The sequence below is a fragment of the Paenibacillus peoriae KCTC 3763 genome (assembly GCF_000236805.1).
Classification (GTDB): domain Bacteria; phylum Bacillota; class Bacilli; order Paenibacillales; family Paenibacillaceae; genus Paenibacillus; species Paenibacillus peoriae.
Window position 1 is genome coordinate 485,553 of sequence record NZ_AGFX01000011.1, and the last position, 17,729, is coordinate 503,281.

General features: G+C 48.9%; 15 protein-coding genes. All 15 read left to right on the forward strand.

Annotated elements, in window-relative coordinates:
- The first annotated feature begins 99 nt into the window (after positions 1 to 99).
- The 15 genes from dapF to pknB all read left to right on the forward strand — a co-directional run bounded on the left by dapF (position 100) and on the right by pknB (position 17,704).
- A complete protein-coding gene (gene dapF / locus KQI_RS0104635) occupies positions 100 to 933 on the forward strand; it encodes a diaminopimelate epimerase (protein WP_010345555.1) in 834 nt (277 codons plus the stop codon).
- 197 nt (positions 934 to 1,130) lie between these two features.
- Positions 1,131 to 2,156, forward strand: a complete 1,026-nt coding sequence (locus KQI_RS0104640) for a hypothetical protein (RefSeq protein ID WP_010345556.1) — start codon at positions 1,131 to 1,133, stop codon at positions 2,154 to 2,156.
- A 155-nt stretch (positions 2,157 to 2,311) separates the two neighbouring features.
- Entirely contained in the window at positions 2,312 to 4,204 is a 1,893-nt protein-coding gene (locus tag KQI_RS0104645) for a bifunctional homocysteine S-methyltransferase/methylenetetrahydrofolate reductase (protein WP_010345557.1), read from the forward strand.
- Between the two features lie 35 nt (positions 4,205 to 4,239).
- Positions 4,240 to 5,127, forward strand: a complete 888-nt coding sequence (locus KQI_RS0104650; RefSeq protein ID WP_010345558.1) for a YicC/YloC family endoribonuclease — start codon at positions 4,240 to 4,242, stop codon at positions 5,125 to 5,127.
- Positions 5,128 to 5,183: 56 nt separating this feature from the next.
- Complete coding sequence (gene remA / locus KQI_RS0104655) at positions 5,184 to 5,444, forward strand: extracellular matrix/biofilm regulator RemA (RefSeq protein WP_005548256.1); 261 nt, start codon at positions 5,184 to 5,186, stop codon at positions 5,442 to 5,444.
- A 14-nt stretch (positions 5,445 to 5,458) separates the two neighbouring features.
- Positions 5,459 to 6,031, forward strand: coding sequence for a guanylate kinase (gene gmk / locus KQI_RS0104660; protein ID WP_010345560.1), 573 nt, complete (start codon positions 5,459 to 5,461; stop codon positions 6,029 to 6,031).
- 122 nt (positions 6,032 to 6,153) lie between these two features.
- Positions 6,154 to 6,354 carry a DNA-directed RNA polymerase subunit omega gene (rpoZ, locus tag KQI_RS0104665; RefSeq protein WP_007431004.1) on the forward strand — a complete coding sequence of 67 codons (201 nt, stop codon included), beginning with the start codon at positions 6,154 to 6,156 and terminating at the stop codon, positions 6,352 to 6,354.
- A 90-nt stretch (positions 6,355 to 6,444) separates the two neighbouring features.
- Positions 6,445 to 7,761, forward strand: coding sequence for a bifunctional phosphopantothenoylcysteine decarboxylase/phosphopantothenate--cysteine ligase CoaBC (gene coaBC / locus KQI_RS0104670; protein ID WP_010345561.1), 1,317 nt, complete (start codon positions 6,445 to 6,447; stop codon positions 7,759 to 7,761).
- Positions 7,761 to 10,382, forward strand: coding sequence for a primosomal protein N' (priA, locus tag KQI_RS0104675; RefSeq protein ID WP_010345562.1), 2,622 nt, complete (start codon positions 7,761 to 7,763; stop codon positions 10,380 to 10,382). Before coaBC ends, priA begins: the two co-directional genes overlap by 1 nt.
- A 134-nt stretch (positions 10,383 to 10,516) precedes the next feature.
- Positions 10,517 to 11,014: a peptide deformylase gene (gene def, locus KQI_RS0104680; protein ID WP_010345563.1), complete on the forward strand. Its 498-nt coding sequence runs from the start codon at positions 10,517 to 10,519 to the stop codon at positions 11,012 to 11,014.
- A gap of 6 nt (positions 11,015 to 11,020) precedes the next feature.
- Positions 11,021 to 12,010, forward strand: a complete 990-nt coding sequence (fmt, locus tag KQI_RS0104685) for a methionyl-tRNA formyltransferase (RefSeq protein WP_010345564.1) — start codon at positions 11,021 to 11,023, stop codon at positions 12,008 to 12,010.
- The gene (gene rsmB / locus KQI_RS0104690) at positions 12,007 to 13,422 is read left to right on the forward strand and encodes a 16S rRNA (cytosine(967)-C(5))-methyltransferase RsmB (protein ID WP_010345566.1); all 1,416 of its coding nucleotides are present in this window, start codon (positions 12,007 to 12,009) and stop codon (positions 13,420 to 13,422) included. Before fmt ends, rsmB begins: the two co-directional genes overlap by 4 nt.
- 185 nt (positions 13,423 to 13,607) lie before the next feature.
- A complete protein-coding gene (gene rlmN, locus KQI_RS0104695; RefSeq protein WP_029390027.1) occupies positions 13,608 to 14,648 on the forward strand; it encodes a dual-specificity RNA methyltransferase RlmN in 1,041 nt (346 codons plus the stop codon).
- Positions 14,649 to 14,654: 6 nt separating this feature from the next.
- Complete coding sequence (locus tag KQI_RS0104700; protein ID WP_010345568.1) at positions 14,655 to 15,431, forward strand: Stp1/IreP family PP2C-type Ser/Thr phosphatase; 777 nt, start codon at positions 14,655 to 14,657, stop codon at positions 15,429 to 15,431.
- On the forward strand, positions 15,428 to 17,704 hold the full coding sequence (gene pknB / locus KQI_RS0104705) for a Stk1 family PASTA domain-containing Ser/Thr kinase (RefSeq protein ID WP_010345569.1): 2,277 nt from the start codon (positions 15,428 to 15,430) through the stop codon (positions 17,702 to 17,704). Before KQI_RS0104700 ends, pknB begins: the two co-directional genes overlap by 4 nt.
- Positions 17,705 to 17,729: the final 25 nt, after the last annotated feature.

Here is a 17,729-nt window from a genome sequence, read left to right on the forward strand (position 1 = left end):
GGTATCATCACATGGCTTTCCCGCTCTTGCCCTGTATGCTATTATGGAAATAAAGCTTTATGAGGAGCATGAGATCAGCAGCAACGGCGGAGGGAAGCTATGGAATTCACAAAAATGCACGGCTTGGGTAATGATTTTATCGTTTGGTTTGGGCATCAGGAATTGCCGTCTGACGCTTCAGAATTGGCTGTTCGGCTATGTGACCGACATTTTGGTGTTGGCGCTGACGGTCTGGTATATATATTGCCTTCAGAAAAAGCTGATTTTCGCATGCGCATCATTAATTCAGACGGATCAGAGGCAGAGCAATGCGGCAATGCTATCCGCTGCGCAGCCAAATATGTATATGACCGCAAGCATATCAGTCGTGAGCGGATTACGATCGAAACGCTGGGTGCAGGTGTGCAGCAGGTCGAATTGACTGTAGAGAACGGACTTGTACGTTTGGTAAAGGTAGACATGGGAGAGCCGATCCTGGAGGGTTTGAAAATTCCGGCTACGCTGGATCTGGATCGTGTAATTCATGAGCCCATCGAAGCTGGAGGAAGCGGGTTTCGTTTTACGGCTGTATCCATGGGCAATCCCCATTGTGTCATTTATGTTGAAGATGCGCCTAGCTTTGAACTTGCGGCCTGGGGACCTAAGCTGGAAAGCCATCCGCTATTCCCTAAAAAAACAAATGTTGAGTTTGCTACGGTGCGAAGTCGGGATCACATAGAGATGAGAGTATGGGAACGGGGAGCTGGGCCTACGCTAGCTTGCGGTACCGGGGCCTGTGCCACGCTTGTGGCTTCTGTACTTAACGGCTATAGTGACCGACGCGCCATTGTTAGTCTAAAGGGCGGCGATCTGGATATTGAATGGAACGAGGACGATAATCACGTGTATATGACGGGCCCGGCTGAAATTGTGTATGATGGTCGATTATCCTGATATCCATGTAATATGGAAAAATAGCGTGTATTTGGTTTAGAATTCAGGATTTTGCAACATCCTCAATCGTATAAAAATGAGTGACAAGGAGATCTCGAGGGGTCTCCTTTTTTGGTATTTAGCAACATTCTGTCTGTTTTTGACGTCTAAACGATGTATAATAAACAAATGAGAAAACAATAAGGAGGCCGTTCATAGTGCGGAAATTTCGTTGGATTTCAGCAGTTGCAGCCCTCATATTTGTAGTCACCGCCCTTCCGGCCCAAGCCGCTACCCTCCCTGCTGCTGTGGACACGACGAGCAAGCAGGTCGGCTCGCTAACCCCAACTGTCGTGAACCGGCTGGAAAAGGCAGTACAGGAACTGATCGGTACGAAAACGCCATTTCAATTTGACGATGTGACGGATATGGGTAAAACCTGGATTGTCGAAGGCGAGCTGGAGGACGGTACAGCTACGTTCCAAACAGAATATAATAAGGAAAAGAATAGAGTGGATTCTACCACCGTACGGTATAAAATAAGCAGCATGGACAAGGCGCTGGAAGCGCCAGTTAAGACTAAAGTGCTGAACAGTGCCAAAGCGTTTGACCCCAAGCGTTCCATGCAATTTGAGGCTTTCTGGCGGGTTAAATCTCCTTACCAGTCCAACATGCCTTCGAATTACTGGGTATTTTGGGGGGCAGGAGAAAAGGCGTCCTCATTGTACGTTGATGTGGATCGAGGTAACAGTATAACCATAAATGCAGACTACCCGCTGAAGCAGGTGGACCCTGTGTTGCTGAGCCGTGCAACGAACACTTTTAAGCGTGTTAGTGGTCAGCGAATTACCGTACAGCATGCTTCGCGCTTCAAGGATGAGGCAAAGGGGCTTTCTTATTGGTCGTTCGAGGACGCAAACGAGTCGAGTGAGGTCAAAATCGGCACGGCGACCGGCAAAGTGCTGGCTGTATCCACCTATGGGGCAGACTGGAATGATGATACAGATTTCAAAAAATCATTTGCCAATCCCAAATATACTGCCTCAGAAGCTTTGAAACTGGTCAAGCCCAAGGTTCAGCTCTTGTTTAATATCAATTTGTCTGGCTATAATGTGGGGATTCAAGGAAATCAGTATACATTTTCCAAAAAGCAAAAGGGAACGACTTCTATTGTAGCTAAGGTGAATAAAAAAGGAGCTTTTTACACGTTCTCCCTTCATGCTGCAGATGGGAAAATGCAATAAGTATAGTATAAAATAACAATAATATGTCAAGCTGCTCCACTCCTGGTGACATCATTTTGGGGAGTGAGGCGGCTTTTTTTGTTTTTTGGCTTATGTTTGCAGTCGCTTTTATGTTACATTAATATGAAAATAAACAGTGGGGTGGAGCGGAGGACATGAAACCGGAATTGCGTACTGTGCTGAATCGTGAAATTATTGTCGGAGACGGCGCAATGGGAACCTTTTTGTACCAGTTGGGATTTTCAGTAAATACTTCCTACGAAGAATTGAATATAACTTCACCTGATGTTATAGCCGATGTGCATAGTCAATATTTAAAAGCAGGAGCACGATTGCTGGAGACCAACACGTTCTCTGCAAATGATTATAAGCTGGCACGGTTTGGACTGGAATCCAAAGTAGAGGAGATCAACCGTGCCGGGGTAAGAATAGCCAGAGCAGCGGCCGGGCCTGAGCATTATGTAGTGGGAGCGGTAGGCTCCATATGCGGGGGCAAACGGCTTGACATATCCAAGCTGGAGCTGGCCCGTAACTACGATCAGCAGATTGATGCCCTTCTCTCCGAAGGAGTCGACGGCATTGTGTGTGAAACGTTTTATTCACTGGATGAAATGCGCATTGCGCTTCACGGTGTACGTAAATACAGCGACATTCCGGTCATCTGTCAGTTTGCAGTCGATCAGGTTGGTCGCACACAGGATGGTTTTTTGGTAGCAGAAGCTTTTTCGATGCTGCGTGATGAGGGAGCGGACATTCTTGGATTTAACTGTCACTCCGGTCCACAGGGGATCATGAGTGTTATGGAGCAATTGGGCGGACCTTTGTCGGTTCCGCTGTCCGTATATCCTAATGCAGGTCTCGCAGATTATGTGGACGGTCACTATGTATATGGTGCAACACCTGAATATTTTGGAGAATGTGCGGCGTCCTTTATTGAGCTGGGAACGAGGCTGATCGGGGGCTGCTGTGGGACCACGCCGGACCATATTGCGGCGATTTCCAAAGCTTTGAGCGGTGTACTGCCGCCTCCGCTGGCTCCAAAAAAAGCGTTGTTGAAAGAGTCCATTCACGTGGCTGAGCCGGAGTCGACTGTAGATCAAGGGGAACGTGGAAATGGCAGATATGCCGGCAAGCCCAACATTGTGGAAATGGTCAAGGAGCGGCATACGGTCATTGTAGAGCTTGATCCTCCACGTGATTTGGACATTACACGGTTTATGCAAGGTGCACATGCGTTGAAGAAAGCCGGGGCCGACGCGCTTACGCTGGCCGATAATTCACTTGCCGTCACTCGGATGAGCAACATGGCGCTTGGACATCTGGTCAGCATTGAAACAGGCTTGCGTCCATTAATCCATATTGCCTGCCGTGACCGTAATCTGATTGGTACTCAGTCTCATATGATGGGTTTTGACGCGCTGGGCATTGACCATGTACTGGCGGTTACTGGAGATCCGGCAAGGTTCGGTGATTTGCCGGGTGCCAGCTCTGTGTATGATATGACTTCTTTTGAAATTATACGTATGATCAAGCAATTGAACGATGGTGTTGCATTTTCCGGTAAACCACTAAAGCAGAAAGCTAATTTTGTGGTAGGTGCCGCATTTAATCCCAATGTCAAGCATTTGGGTAAAGCTGTACAGCGGCTTGAAAAGAAAATTGCCTCCGGAGCTGATTATATTATGACCCAGCCCGTCTACGATCGCCAGCTCATCGCAGCCATCGCGGAAGAGACACGGCATTTGGAGGTCCCGATTTTTATCGGTATTATGCCGCTGGCTAGCGGGCGAAATGCAGAATACTTGCACAATGAAGTACCCGGCATTCAATTGTCGGATGAGGTGCGTGCTCGTATGTCTGGTCTGGAGGGTCCGGAAGGACGAGCAATGGGTGTATCCATTGCCAAAGAGCTGCTTGATACGGCGATGGAGCATTTTAACGGAATCTATTTGATGACTCCATTCATGTTCTATGAAATGACAGCTGAGCTGACTTCTTATGTATGGCAAAAATCCGGCCGCGTGCAGGCCCCCTTGTTTCGACTATAATAATCAATTACAATAGTAAAATGGATGTGATGCCGATGTCATTGAGTATGACCGGATACGGTCAAGCCATCTTTCATTATGAAGGCTATAAAGTGCGCTTGGAATTGAAATCGGTGAATCACCGCTATTGCGAAGTGATGATGAGGATTCCGCGCGAATGGACACGTTTTGAGGATGGCTTGAGAAGAACGGTTCAGCAGCAGATTAAACGTGGTCGTGTCGACGTCTTCATCCACAGGGAACGTGATGATGAACAAATACCCGTCGCACGGTTGAATGACACTGTGGTGCAGGCATACCTGCATGCAGCGGAGCAGCTGGCGGATCGATATGGCGTGAAGGGAACATTAGGTATAAGTGACATTCTTGTTTTGCCTGACGTTCTGGGTGAGCCTGGAGAGGCTTGCAATGGAGACGAAGAGGACTGGGAAGAGCAGCTACAGCGAGCCTTACATGAAGCTTTGCAGGGCTTGCTGGAGATGAGAAGGCGAGAAGGCGGGTATTTGGCGCAAGATGTGGAATCGCGTATTTCGCATCTGGAATCCCTGCATCATGAAATGACGGTGCTGGCTCCTCATGTTGTGAGCGACTACCGTAATAGGCTAAAAAACAGGCTTAAAGAGCTACAGGACGGTTTATTTACGCTTGATGAGCATAAGTTCGGAATGGAAATTGCTTTATTCGCGGATCGCAGCAATATTGATGAGGAGCTTACCCGACTTCAAAGTCACTTTGGGCAATGCAAGGGGTTGCTGTTGTCGGACGAGCCGGCCGGCCGAAAATTAGATTTTTTAATCCAGGAAATGAACAGGGAAGTTAACACGATCGGCTCCAAGGCTAATCATCTCGCGTTGGTTAATTTGGTCGTCGAGATGAAGGCAGAGCTTGAAAAAATTCGTGAGCAGGCTGCAAATATTGAGTAGCTACCTGGTAGCGGCACGGCTGCAATAGTCACATGTATAGGGGGAAAGACCTGAATATGGCAATCAAATTGATCAATATTGGCTTCGGCAATATCGTGTCGGCCAACCGAATTATCTCCATCGTCAGTCCGGAGTCTGCTCCGATCAAGCGGATTATACAGGAAGCCAGGGACCGTCATATGTTAATTGATGCTACCTATGGCCGCCGGACACGGGCTGTTATTATTACGGACAGTGATCATGTAATCCTGTCTGCGGTGCAGCCGGAGACGGTCGCTCATCGCCTATCCACTAAAGATGATGATAATGACGAATAAAAATGGAGTGTACTATGGCTAAGGGATTATTATTTGTAATATCCGGACCTTCGGGTGTTGGTAAAGGAACGGTAGGCAATGCGTTGCGTGAGAAGCTGCCGGAAATAACCTACTCGGTTTCTGCTACGACTCGAGCACCTCGTGCGGGCGAACAGGATGGAGTTAACTATTTTTTTAAAACACGTGAAGAGTTCTTAAGCATGATTGAACGGGATGAGATGCTGGAGTATGCTGAATATGTGGATAATTATTACGGTACTCCACGTGATTTTGTAGATCAGACGCTTGCGCAGGGTAAAGATATTTTTCTGGAAATTGAGGTTCAGGGAGCGTTAAAGGTCAAAGAAAAGTTTCCTGAAGGCATCTTTATTTTCCTGCTTCCGCCTTCGCTGGATGAATTAAAGGATAGAATTCGCGGACGGGGTACAGAGACTCAAGCCACCATTGACCACCGCATGTCGGTAGCTGTGGATGAAATGAACCTGTTGCGTCACTATGATTATGCGGTTGTGAATGATGAGATTGATTTCGCTTGTAAACGAATAGAATCCATTATTATCGCCGAACATTGTAAGGTTCATCCATAAATCGGGACTTTACATATGCCAAGCGTATTTAAAGAGAAATAACACTGTATAAGCTGGGCTTGAAGGTGTACACTTGAGTTCAGCTTATATAGTCCCAAAACTACATGAAGAGGTGTCTATTCGTGCTGTATCCTTCCATTGATGAAATGATGAAAAAGGTTGATAGTAAATATTCGCTGGTTGTAGCGGCTTCACGCCGGGCTAGACAGTTGCGTGAGGGTGAGAAGACGTCTTTGAAGAGCCCTAAATCACACAAACAGGTTGGAGTAGCGTTGGAAGAGATCTACGCCGATCATCTTCTGCTTGAAAGCGGCGAAGAATAAGAATTGTAGACAATCATTATAACCAGGCGCAATGCCAATTCCTTTGACAACCGCAAGGTTGTTATTTTTTTCGGTCAGGGGGAGTTAACGATGTTGAAGGGGAAAGTGATTATTCTTGGTATTACCGGCGGAATTGCCGCTTATAAAGCGGCTGTGCTGTGCAGTAAGTTGACGCAAAAGGGAGCCGACGTTCATGTGATTATGACAGCTTCCGCCAAGGAGTTTATTACCGAACTTACGTTGCAGTCGCTCTCTCGTAATCCGGTATACAGTGATACGTTTGATGAAAGAGAACCGTCCGTCGTATCCCATATCCATCTGGCGGATGCGGCTGATTTGGTGTTGGTTGCTCCTGCAACCGCGAATATCATCGGGAAAATGGCGCATGGGCTTGCTGATGATATGCTGTCTACCACGCTGCTGGCTACGACTGCCCCTATTATGGTGGCGCCTGCGATGAACGTGCATATGTACACTCATCCGGCAGTCATGCAAAATATGGAAACGCTCGTATCACGCGGCGTGATGATGATTGAGCCTGGTGAAGGACTACTGGCTTGTGGTTATGTTGGCAAAGGGCGCTTGGAAGAACCGGAAACGATCGTGCAAACTATAGAGCGCTTTTTCGAACAGCAAAGCCAGGAGGGTAAAGGCCAAAGCAAGTCTGAGCCACGCTGGTTTGGTGGAGAAGCTACGGAAAGTCAAGCGCCCGAGTCGCTTGTGAACGAGAATGACAATGAGAATAAAATGTTGCTTTCAGGCAGAAAAGTCATTGTGACTGCTGGCGGCACAATCGAGAGAATTGATCCGGTGCGTTACATCACGAACGATTCCTCCGGCAAGATGGGCTTTGCCATTGCAAAAGTAGCCCAGGAGATGGGTGCAGAGGTGCATTTGATCGCTGCAAATACCAGCGCGGAGCCGCCTTCAGGTATTTCGCTTGAAAAGGTTCAGTCTGCTGAAGACATGTATGCTGCTGTGTTAAGACAATGGGAAGCGTGTGATATGGTCGTGATGGCTGCTGCGGTTGCAGATTATCGACCACGTGAGGTGGCACAGACCAAGATTAAGAAGAAAGATAATGCTATTACACTGGAATTAGTGAAGAACGTCGATATTCTCGAGTCACTCGGACACAGCAAAAAACATCAATTCTTAGTTGGCTTTGCGGCAGAAACCGAAAATATGGAGGTGTATGCGATAGATAAGCTGGAACGTAAGAATTGTGATTTGATCGCAGCAAATGATGTAACTGTGGAAGGCACCGGCTTTGGCGCCGATCATAATGCTGTACAAATTTATGACCGTGGCGGAATGGTAGAGCGCATTCCTGTACAGTCAAAGGAAGAAGTTGCGCGTAAGTTGCTAACGATAGCTGCGGGACGCATGGGTGGGGTGTTGCATTAATGGAGACAGGCAATTTAGTTGCCAAGGTCATTGTCGATGTACCAGCCAAGGATACGGACCGTACCTTCGATTACCTGATACCGGATTCAATGAGGCCTTGGATTGAGCCGGGTAGCCGGGTAGCTGTACCGTTCGGCAAACGAACGGTACAGGCTTTTGTCATTTCGGTAGTTCCTGCTGAGGAGCCGCCTAAATACCGGATGAGAGCGATTCAGGAGTTGCTGGATTTGGTGCCGCCATTATCTCCCGATCTTGTAGATCTGGGCAAATGGATGAGTGAACGCTATGCTTGCAATCAAATCATGGCCTTGCAAGTGATGATTCCTACCGCATTAAAGGGTAAAGCGGAACGTTACATTTCCATTGCTGAACAGCATGCGTTTGCAAACACATCGTCTGTTCATACTATCCATGACGTAGATTATGAGATGCATTTACAGCGTACCATGCAACCAGATCAAGGCGAAGAGCTCGAATGGGCTCTTCTCACCGATGATGGTATGAGCGACCCGACGGAGCGTCGGATTGTCAGCTTTATTCAGGAGAAGGAGCAAGTCCCTTTGCAGCAGCTCAGTCGCCGTTTTCCCGAGGAAGCGGAGGTCATTAAAGCACTGTTGCGGCGGGGAGTGCTCCAGGAAAGTCAGGTTATCAAAGACAAACTCAGCAAAAAGACCATGAAAGCTGTTGACCTGGCTATTAGTATAGACAAAGCCTCAGCGGCATTGGAGAAATTTTCTGCCAAAGCGCAGCGTCAGCGGGAGGTACTTGCTTTTTTGCTGGAACGTAGCGAGTTTCTGCCTCTGCCGCTGAAGGAAGTCCTGACCTCACTTAGTGTATCGGCTGCAACGGTCAAGGCGCTGGAAGATAAGGGTTATGTGATCACGGAGGATGTGGAAGTGTTCCGCGATCCGTACCGGGGCAGGCGCTTTAAGCCGACAGAGCCGCTGCCCCTCACATCAGAGCAGCAGTTGGTGTATGAGCGAATTGTTCGCCAGTTGGACATGCGTGAGCAAGGCGCTTATTTATTGCATGGAGTCACAGGAAGTGGTAAGACGGAGGTCTATTTACAGACGATTCAACGCTGTATCAGTCAGAATCGTCAAGCGATTGTACTGGTGCCTGAAATATCGTTAACACCACAAATGGTTGAGCGTTTTAAAGGTCGGTTTGGCGATCAGGTGGCCGTGATGCACAGCAGGCTGTCCGGCGGGGAACGTTACGATGAGTGGCGCAAGATACGTGAAGGTCGTGTGAAGGTGGCGATTGGCGCCCGCTCGGCAGTATTTGCGCCTTTTCGTGAGCTGGGACTCATTATTATGGACGAGGAGCACGAAACGTCCTATAAGCAGGAAGAGACCCCCAAATACCATGCGCGGGATGTAGCTATTCGCAGAGCCCATCAGCATGGAGCCGTCGTTATTCTGGGGTCAGCTACACCGTCGCTGGAAAGCTACTACGCCGCCCGCTCACAAAGCAATGACGAGTTTGCGCCGCTGCTGCTTGAAATGCCAACCCGCGCATTGGGGAACACGTTGCCTGAAGTACATATCATGGATATGCGCGAGGAACTGCGGGCTGGCAACCGATCCATGTTCAGTCGTGCGCTGCATCAAGGAATCGCAGAACGGTTGGAGCGTAAGGAGCAGACGGTATTGCTGTTGAATCGACGCGGGCATTCCACGTTCGTTATGTGCCGCAGCTGCGGCTATGTGGCGGGCTGTCCGCATTGCGATATTTCGCTTACGTATCACCAGCGTTCGAACAATTTGCGTTGCCATTACTGTGGTTATTCCGAGCCTGTCCCGCAGACTTGTCCGGAATGCGGCAGTGAGCACATTCGCTACTTCGGCACAGGAACTCAGCGGGTGGAAGAAGAGCTGGCAAAGCTGTTTCCCGGTATACGGGTTGTCCGAATGGATGTGGATACAACAACAGAAAAAAACGCCCATGAAAAGCTGCTCAAGCAGTTTCGTGATAAAAAAGCGGATGTGCTGCTCGGGACCCAGATGGTAGCCAAAGGACTGGATTTTCCTGATGTGACGCTTGTTGGAGTTATTACTGCGGACTCGGCTCTTAATTTACCGGATTTTCGGGCTGCAGAAAAGACATTTCAGCTGTTAACACAGGTAGCCGGACGTGCCGGAAGGCATCAATTGCCAGGTGAAGTATTCGTACAATCTTATACTCCAGAGCATTATTCGGTGATTCACGCAAGTCGTCACGACTATGCCTCTTTTGTCAGGGAAGAGTTGAAACATCGCCGCAATTTGCACTATCCGCCGTATTGTCGTCTTATTTTGGTGACCTTTTCTCATGAACAGCTTCCGGTACTGGTCCGGCTGGCTGAAAACTATTCAGCTACCCTGCAGGGGCGGGCGAGACAACGGGGCTGGTTCGGGAATATGGATCGGCTGACATCGGATGTACTTGACATTTTGGGACCCGTAGCTTCACCGATCTCGAGAATCAAGAATAGATACCGATTTCAATGTATGATAAAATGGCGTGGAAATATTGATGCGATTGGTCTGGCTCAGCAGGTAGCTGATGAAATGGCGGAATCCGCACAGGCCCAAAAGCTGCTGATTAGTCTGGATGTCGATCCGCAAATGCTAATGTAGAGCGCCTGCGCAAAACTTATCAGCACAATTAATGCGGACAAGCGGTCCGTACATAGGATAATGTAGCAGTCGCGTTAGTGATGAATACAATTAATAAGTCTAAATGAAGATAAAGAGGAAGGTGTTCTGTTGTTATGTCAATTAGAATTATCGTGTTGGAGCCGGATGATGTACTGCATAAAGTAGCCAAGGAGGTTACTAAAGTTACACCTAACGTGCAGAAGCTGCTCGACGATATGGCAGATACGATGTATGAAGCGGAGGGAGTAGGTCTTGCCGCTCCGCAAGTAGGCATTTTGAAGCGTCTGATCGTTGTGGATGCCGGAGATGAGCAAGGTTTGATTAAAATGATCAATCCGGAAATCGTGGCAGAAGAAGGAGAGCAGCTGGGTCCTGAAGGCTGCTTGAGTATTCCGGGTCTGAACGGGGATGTGCGTCGTGCCGAGAAGGTTACAGTCAAGGGACTGGATCGTGAGGGCAAGGTGATTACTGTTACAGCGACAGGATTGCTTTCTCGTGCTTTTCAGCATGAAATCGACCATTTGAATGGAGTTTTGTTCACGGATATTGCGGAAAAAGTATATGAGGTTGCTCCGGAACAGCCAGGACCGAACCGTCAGGCAGGGGAGTGAGGTTCGATGAGCCAAGACATTCGTATTATCTTTATGGGTACACCGGAGTTTGCTGTGCCTTCGCTGAACATGCTGCTGGACAACGGCTACAATGTGGTCGGTGTGATTACCCAGCCGGATAAGCCGCAGGGACGCAAAAAAATATTGATGCCTACACCAGTCAAGGAAGCGGCGGAGAAGCGCGGATTGCCCGTGCTTCAACCGACCCGCCTGCGTCAGCCGGAAGCGGTGGCACAGGTGGCGGAGCTGCGTCCAGATCTGATCGTAACCGCAGCTTATGGGCAAATTTTGCCTAAGTCCGTATTGGACCTGCCCCGTTACGGCTGCCTGAATGTGCATGGCTCGCTGCTTCCCCGTTATCGGGGAGGAGCGCCGATTCAGCGTGCGATCATTAACGGTGAAACCATTACGGGCGTGACGCTGATGTATATGGCGGAAGGACTGGATACCGGCGATATGATATCACGGGTTGAGGTTGCTATTGAGCCGGAGGATACGTCCGGTACGATCTTCGAGAAGCTGAGCGTTGCCGGGGCAAAGCTTTTGCATGATGAGCTACCGAAGCTGCTGGCAGGGCAATCGGCGCGCACACCGCAAAACGAGGAAGAGGCTACCTATGCCCCCAATCTGAGTCGTGACGATGAGCGTATTCCATGGAATGATAGTGCGCAGCAAATATACAACCGGATTCGCGGGCTTGTTCCCTTTTCCGGCGCATTTACGCTGTGGGAAGAAAATGTTTTTAAAGTGTGGGCTGCTGAGCAGCCTTCCGTTGAAGGGGCTTCCACTAAAGAGGCTTCCATAAGTAATGAAGCGAATGGCTCCAATACTCAAGCGCCCGGAACGGTTCTTCAATTGAATGCCCGAGGCATTGAAGTACAGACAGGCAGCGGTACGATCTGGCTGACTCAGGTTCAACCGGCAGGCAAGAAGGTTATGGAAGCCGGGAACTTTGCACGCGGCGGACAAATGAAGCCAGGCATGGTGCTCGGGTGAGCGGGGGGCACTCCCGTCAGGGAGACCAAGGCAAGAGAGCAGGTGCCAGAGCTGGCAGCACCCGCAAACCAACGGCGCGGGAAGTTGCACTTGATGTGTTGACCGGGGTGGAGCAAGAGGGTGCATATAGTAACCTCGAGCTAAATCGTCGGCTTCAGCAAGCAGGTTTGTCCGCAAGTGATGCCGGCTTGGCGACAGAACTCGTGTACGGCACAGTCGCACGCCGTAACACACTGGATTATTATTTGAACAAGTTTGTTCAAAAAGGCACGGCCAAGCTCCAGGCTTGGGTACGTTCACTACTGCGGATGAGTGTGTACCAGATTGTGTATCTGGATCGTATCCCGGATCATGCCGTCGTTAGTGAAGCCGTGGCCATTGCCAAGCGGCGCGGGCATCAGGGGATTTCGGGTATGGTCAATGGTGTGCTGCGCAGCATGCTGCGCGAGCCGGACAAGCTGCGTATTCCTGACGGTTTGTCAGCCGAGGAGCGGATCTCGTTAGAGCATTCCCATCCACAATGGCTGGTTAAGCGCTGGATTAAGCAATATGGTGTAGAAACAGCGGAGGCGATTTGTCAGGCTAATAATGAGCCACCTGCGGTCAGCGTGCGGGTAAATACGACCATGACCAGCCGTGATCAATTATTGGACGAGATGCTCGCCAAAGGGGTAAACGCCGTTCCTTCGGCAGTTAGCCCTTACGGGATAGTTGTTCGCAGCGGCGGCAACATGGCGCTTACCTCCTGGTATACGGACGGCTTGTTGTCCGTACAGGACGAAAGCTCCATGCTTGTTGCGGAAGCAGTTGCGCCTGAGCCCGGCATGCTGGTACTGGATTGCTGTGCCGCTCCGGGTGGCAAAACAGCTCATATGGCTGAGCTGATGAAGGACCAAGGCCGGATTATTGCGAACGATTTGCATGCCCATAAGCATCATTTGATTCAGGAGCAGGCTGATCGGCTGGGACTGGAGGCTGTGGAAACGGTCACTGGTGATGCGCTGGAGCTGAAAGATCGTTATGCTCCTGCTTCTTTTGATCGCATTTTGCTTGATGCGCCATGCTCCGGCTTTGGGGTCATTCGCCGTAAGCCGGACTTGCGTTGGAGTAAAACGGAGCAGGATGTGCGCGACATTACACAGCTTCAGCATGAGCTACTCGATAGTGTAGCAGGACTATTGAAGCCAGGTGGTATTCTGGTATACAGCACATGTACGATTGAGCCTGACGAAAACGAAGGACAATTGACCCGGTTTTTAGGTGAGCACTCCGAGTATGAATTGGCAGAAGGACATTCTTTCCCGGACATGAGCCGTGATACAAAGGGCGCTCAGAGCGGCTCGTTGCAGCTGTTGCCACAGCATTTCCACAGTGACGGATTTTATATCGCACGTCTGCGCAGGATAAAGTAGTTCGGAAGAGTATTCCAGGCAGTCACCCACCAATATTTCTACATTCCGCCGGACCTCTCCGGCGGTTTTTTGCATGAATATGAAAAATTTTTACCCCCTCAGGGATTTGTGCTAAAATAGGAAGAATGAAAATACTGCCTAAGATCAAACAGAACTTAATGGAGAAGGAACGGGTGCAAACACTGATGAAACCTTTTATATATGATTTAACTCTGGAGGAGCTTCAGGACTGGGTCAAGAATAATGGCGAGCCTGCTTTTCGCGGAGGACAAATTTTTGACTGGCTGTATGTAAAGCGGGTCAACGATTTCAGTGAGATGACGAATTTGTCCAAGGGACTGAGAGAGAAGCTTGCAGAGCAATTCAGCTTTGTGACGCTGCATGAAATTACAAAGCTGGAATCGAAAGACGGTACGGTGAAATTCCTGTTTGGTTTGCACGATGATCATGCCATTGAGACGGTTATTATGAGACACAATTACGGAAACAGTATTTGTGTAACGACTCAGGTGGGCTGCCGGATTGGATGTACTTTTTGTGCTTCGACGCTTGGGGGCCTCAAACGGAACCTAACAGCCGGTGAAATTACAGCGCAGGTTGTGCAAGCACAGAAAATTTTGGATAAAACCAATGAACGAGTGAGCAGCATCGTGATTATGGGTTCAGGCGAGCCTTTTGAAAACTATGAAGCGACCATGACGTTTTTGCGTACGATGATTCATGAAAAGGGTCTGAATATTGGTCAACGTCATATCACGGTATCGACCAGTGGCATTGTACCGAATATTTATAAATTTGCGGACGAGGATACCCAGATTAATCTGGCAATATCCATTCATGCGCCTAATGACGCGCTTCGTTCCAAATTGATGCCTGTTAATCGTCGTTATCCATTTAACGATGTTATGGATTCGCTTCGTTACTATCTTGCCAAGACGGGACGGAGAATTTCATTTGAATATGCTCTGATTGGTGGAGTAAACGACCAGGCAGAGCATGCAGAAGAGCTGGCGGATGTATTGAAGGACATGTTGTGCCACGTCAATTTGATCCCGGTCAACCATGTGCCTGAGCGCAAGTACGTACGCACATCGCGCAGCGATATTTTTAATTTCCAGCGTATTCTTGCCGATAAGGGCATCAATGTGACGATCCGGCGTGAACAGGGTCACGATATCGCCGCTGCCTGCGGCCAGTTGCGTGCAAAGCATATGGAGTTGGGGTGAAATTATTTGATCAAAACAGTTCATGTCAGCCATGTCGGACGTGTACGTTCGGTGAATGAGGATTCTGCCTGGATCAGGCACTTGGAGCAAGGGTATATTCTTGGGATTGTTGCCGATGGAATGGGGGGGCACTTGGCCGGTGATACGGCCAGCCGCCTCGCGGTTGAGACACTTGCCGCTGATTTGGCGACGTTGGAGAGCGGATTATCCGCACATTCTTTGACCGCGGCGCTCAGCGACGCTATTTTGCATGCCAATGAAGTTATCTTCCAAACGGCTGCGCGCGATGAAAAGTATCATAATATGGGAACGACAGTTGTGGCTGTTTTGCTAAACGATGCTTCCGGAATTATCGGACATATCGGGGACAGCCGAGCCTATGTAATATCCAAAGGGACGGTACGTCAGATTACAGAAGATCACACTCTGGTTAATGAGTTATTCAAAAATGGTCAGATCAGCAAGGAAGAGCGGGAGAACCATCCCCGTCGCAATGTGCTGACACGGGCGCTGGGTACTGATTCCGAGGTAAAAGTGGATATTGACTCCATTGCGCTGGGCAAAGGTGATGTGTTGTTGCTGTGCAGTGACGGACTGAGCAATCTGGTCACCGAGGAACAAATCAGCAAGGTAGTAGGAGCTGCAGACAATCCTTTGGAGGAACGAGCGGATCGTTTGCTACATTTGGCATTGCTTGCCGGAGGAGACGATAATATCACGGTAGCTTTGTTTGAATTGCCTGACGATACGGTTTCATTGAGTGAAAAGGGGTGTGACGCATGATCGGACACCTGCTAGGGGGAAGATACGAAATTATTGAGCGCATCGGTGGCGGTGGTATGGCGCTGGTGTATAAGGCTCAAGACATTTTGCTGAATCGTAATGTAGCGGTTAAAGTGCTGCGTCAGCAATTTGTTCATGATGAGGAATTTATTCGCCGTTTCCGGCGTGAGGCACAGTCTGCGGCCTCGCTTTCCCATTCGAATGTAGTTAGTATTTATGATGTCGGCCAAGAGGATGAAATCCATTATATTGTAATGGAATACGTCGAAGGTAAAAATCTGAATGAGATTATTAAAGAACGTGCGCCGTTGCAGGTAGATGAAGCAGTGCGGATCGCTTCACAGATTTGTGATGCACTGGAGCACGCGCACCAAAATCAAATTATTCACCGGGACATTAAGCCCCATAATATATTGATTGGACGTAATGGGCGGGTTAAGGTAACCGATTTCGGGATTGCCAGAGCTGTTACGTCAACGACAATTACCCAGACTGGTTCTGTTGTGGGTTCTGTTCATTATTTTTCACCTGAGCATGCAAAAGGTGTCGTCACTGGTGAAAAATCGGACTTATATTCTTTAGGTATTGTGTTATATCAAATGCTGACGGCCCAGCTTCCTTTTTTGGGAGAAAGTCCAATCAGTGTAGCGCTCAAGCATTTGCAAGAGGAATTTGAGGAACCACGCAAAATTAATCCGCTGATTCCGCAAAGCGTGGAAAATGTCATTTTAAAATCCATGCGCAAAAATCCAGAGGAACGCTATCAGTCGGCAGAAGAGATGCTGCAAGACTTGGAAACCTGTCTACTGCCGGGGCGTCGCAATGAATCCAAGCTGGAATTTGCACACTTGGATGATGAGGATCAAACACGGGTTATTCCGGCGATAAAGCCTCAACAAATGGGGATGTCTTCCAATGGGAGCGAGGCACCTGTCCAGTCTGGTGAATCCGGACAGCTTCCAAGCAAGCAATCGTCCAAGAAGAATAGAAAAAAGGCGATCATTTGGGTAACACTAGTGTTGGTGCTGCTGCTTGCCATGGGTGGACTGGTGGTCTATGTGCAAAATGTACTCGTCGTACCTGATGTAAAAGTGCCAAGTGTTCTGACACAGACAGAAGATCAGGCGAAGGTGAATCTTAGTAAATTAGGATTGCTCATTGAGGAGCCCGTCCAGCATGAATACAAAGAAGGAATTGCGCCAGGAGTTGTTTTTTATCAAAGTTATCCGGCTGATTCTTTAGTCAAGGAAGGGACCAAGATTAGTCTGAAAGTCGGGATTGCCAAGCCGCTTACTCCGATGCCGGATGTTAAGGGGCAAAGCTATGAGAATGCAGTGAAGCTGCTGACCGCCCAGCAAATTAAGGAGACGCAGATTCAGCAAAATGAGCAGTTCAGTGATCAGCCCGTTGGAACCGTCCTCAGTCAGACACCAGCTGCAAATGAGCCTTTTGATAAGGATTCGGTTCAAGTAGTCCTTACAGTCAGCAAAGGTGCGAACACGGTAAAAATGCCGAATTTGGTGGGCATGACGCAGAACCAAGCAGAAAATGAGGTCAAAAAGATGGGGCTGAAGGTCGGCTCGATCAAAGAGGAATATAGCTATGAGCAGGAAAAAGGCAAAGTAACCAAACAGTGGCCGTCTGAGGCGGGCAGTGAGTTGCCTCCAAATACGGAAATTACGATTTATGTAAGTACCGGTTACCCGCCGGAAGCGATTATGCTACCATTCAATGTGCCTGTTGCACCAAAGGAAGAGGGCAAAAACAGCAAAATTCGTATCACTTATACGGATGCACGTGGAGAAAATCAGGAATGGGGAAGCCGTACGATTAATACGACGCAGGTGTTTACGATCAATCTGGTGATGGCACCGAACAAGGACAGTGTTGTCTCTGTATTTAGAGATGGAGCATTTGTTGATACGTATCCTGTTTCTTATATTGATGCAAAAAATGGCACGGTGACGATGCCTCAAATTGCTCCGCCTGCCGGAACGTCACCAACGGACCCTTCTGCTGGCAATTCTTCGCAGAATGGCAGTGAAAGTGGTGGGGAAGGGAATACCGGGGAGTCTTCTAATGATAGCGGAGGCAGCTCTAACAATCCGGATGGGACCGGAGGAAATGGCGAGCCTTCCGCCTTTGTTCCTGGAACGGATTCCACGGGAGTTGTACGCAGTGAGTTGGCAGTTAGTCATTATAACAACTCGGGCAAAGGGAACGGTTCCCATAATAAGAAGGGAAAAGTGATTGAGGCTGTACAGCATCAGTAAACCTGCTGAATGAAGGTGCTTGTAC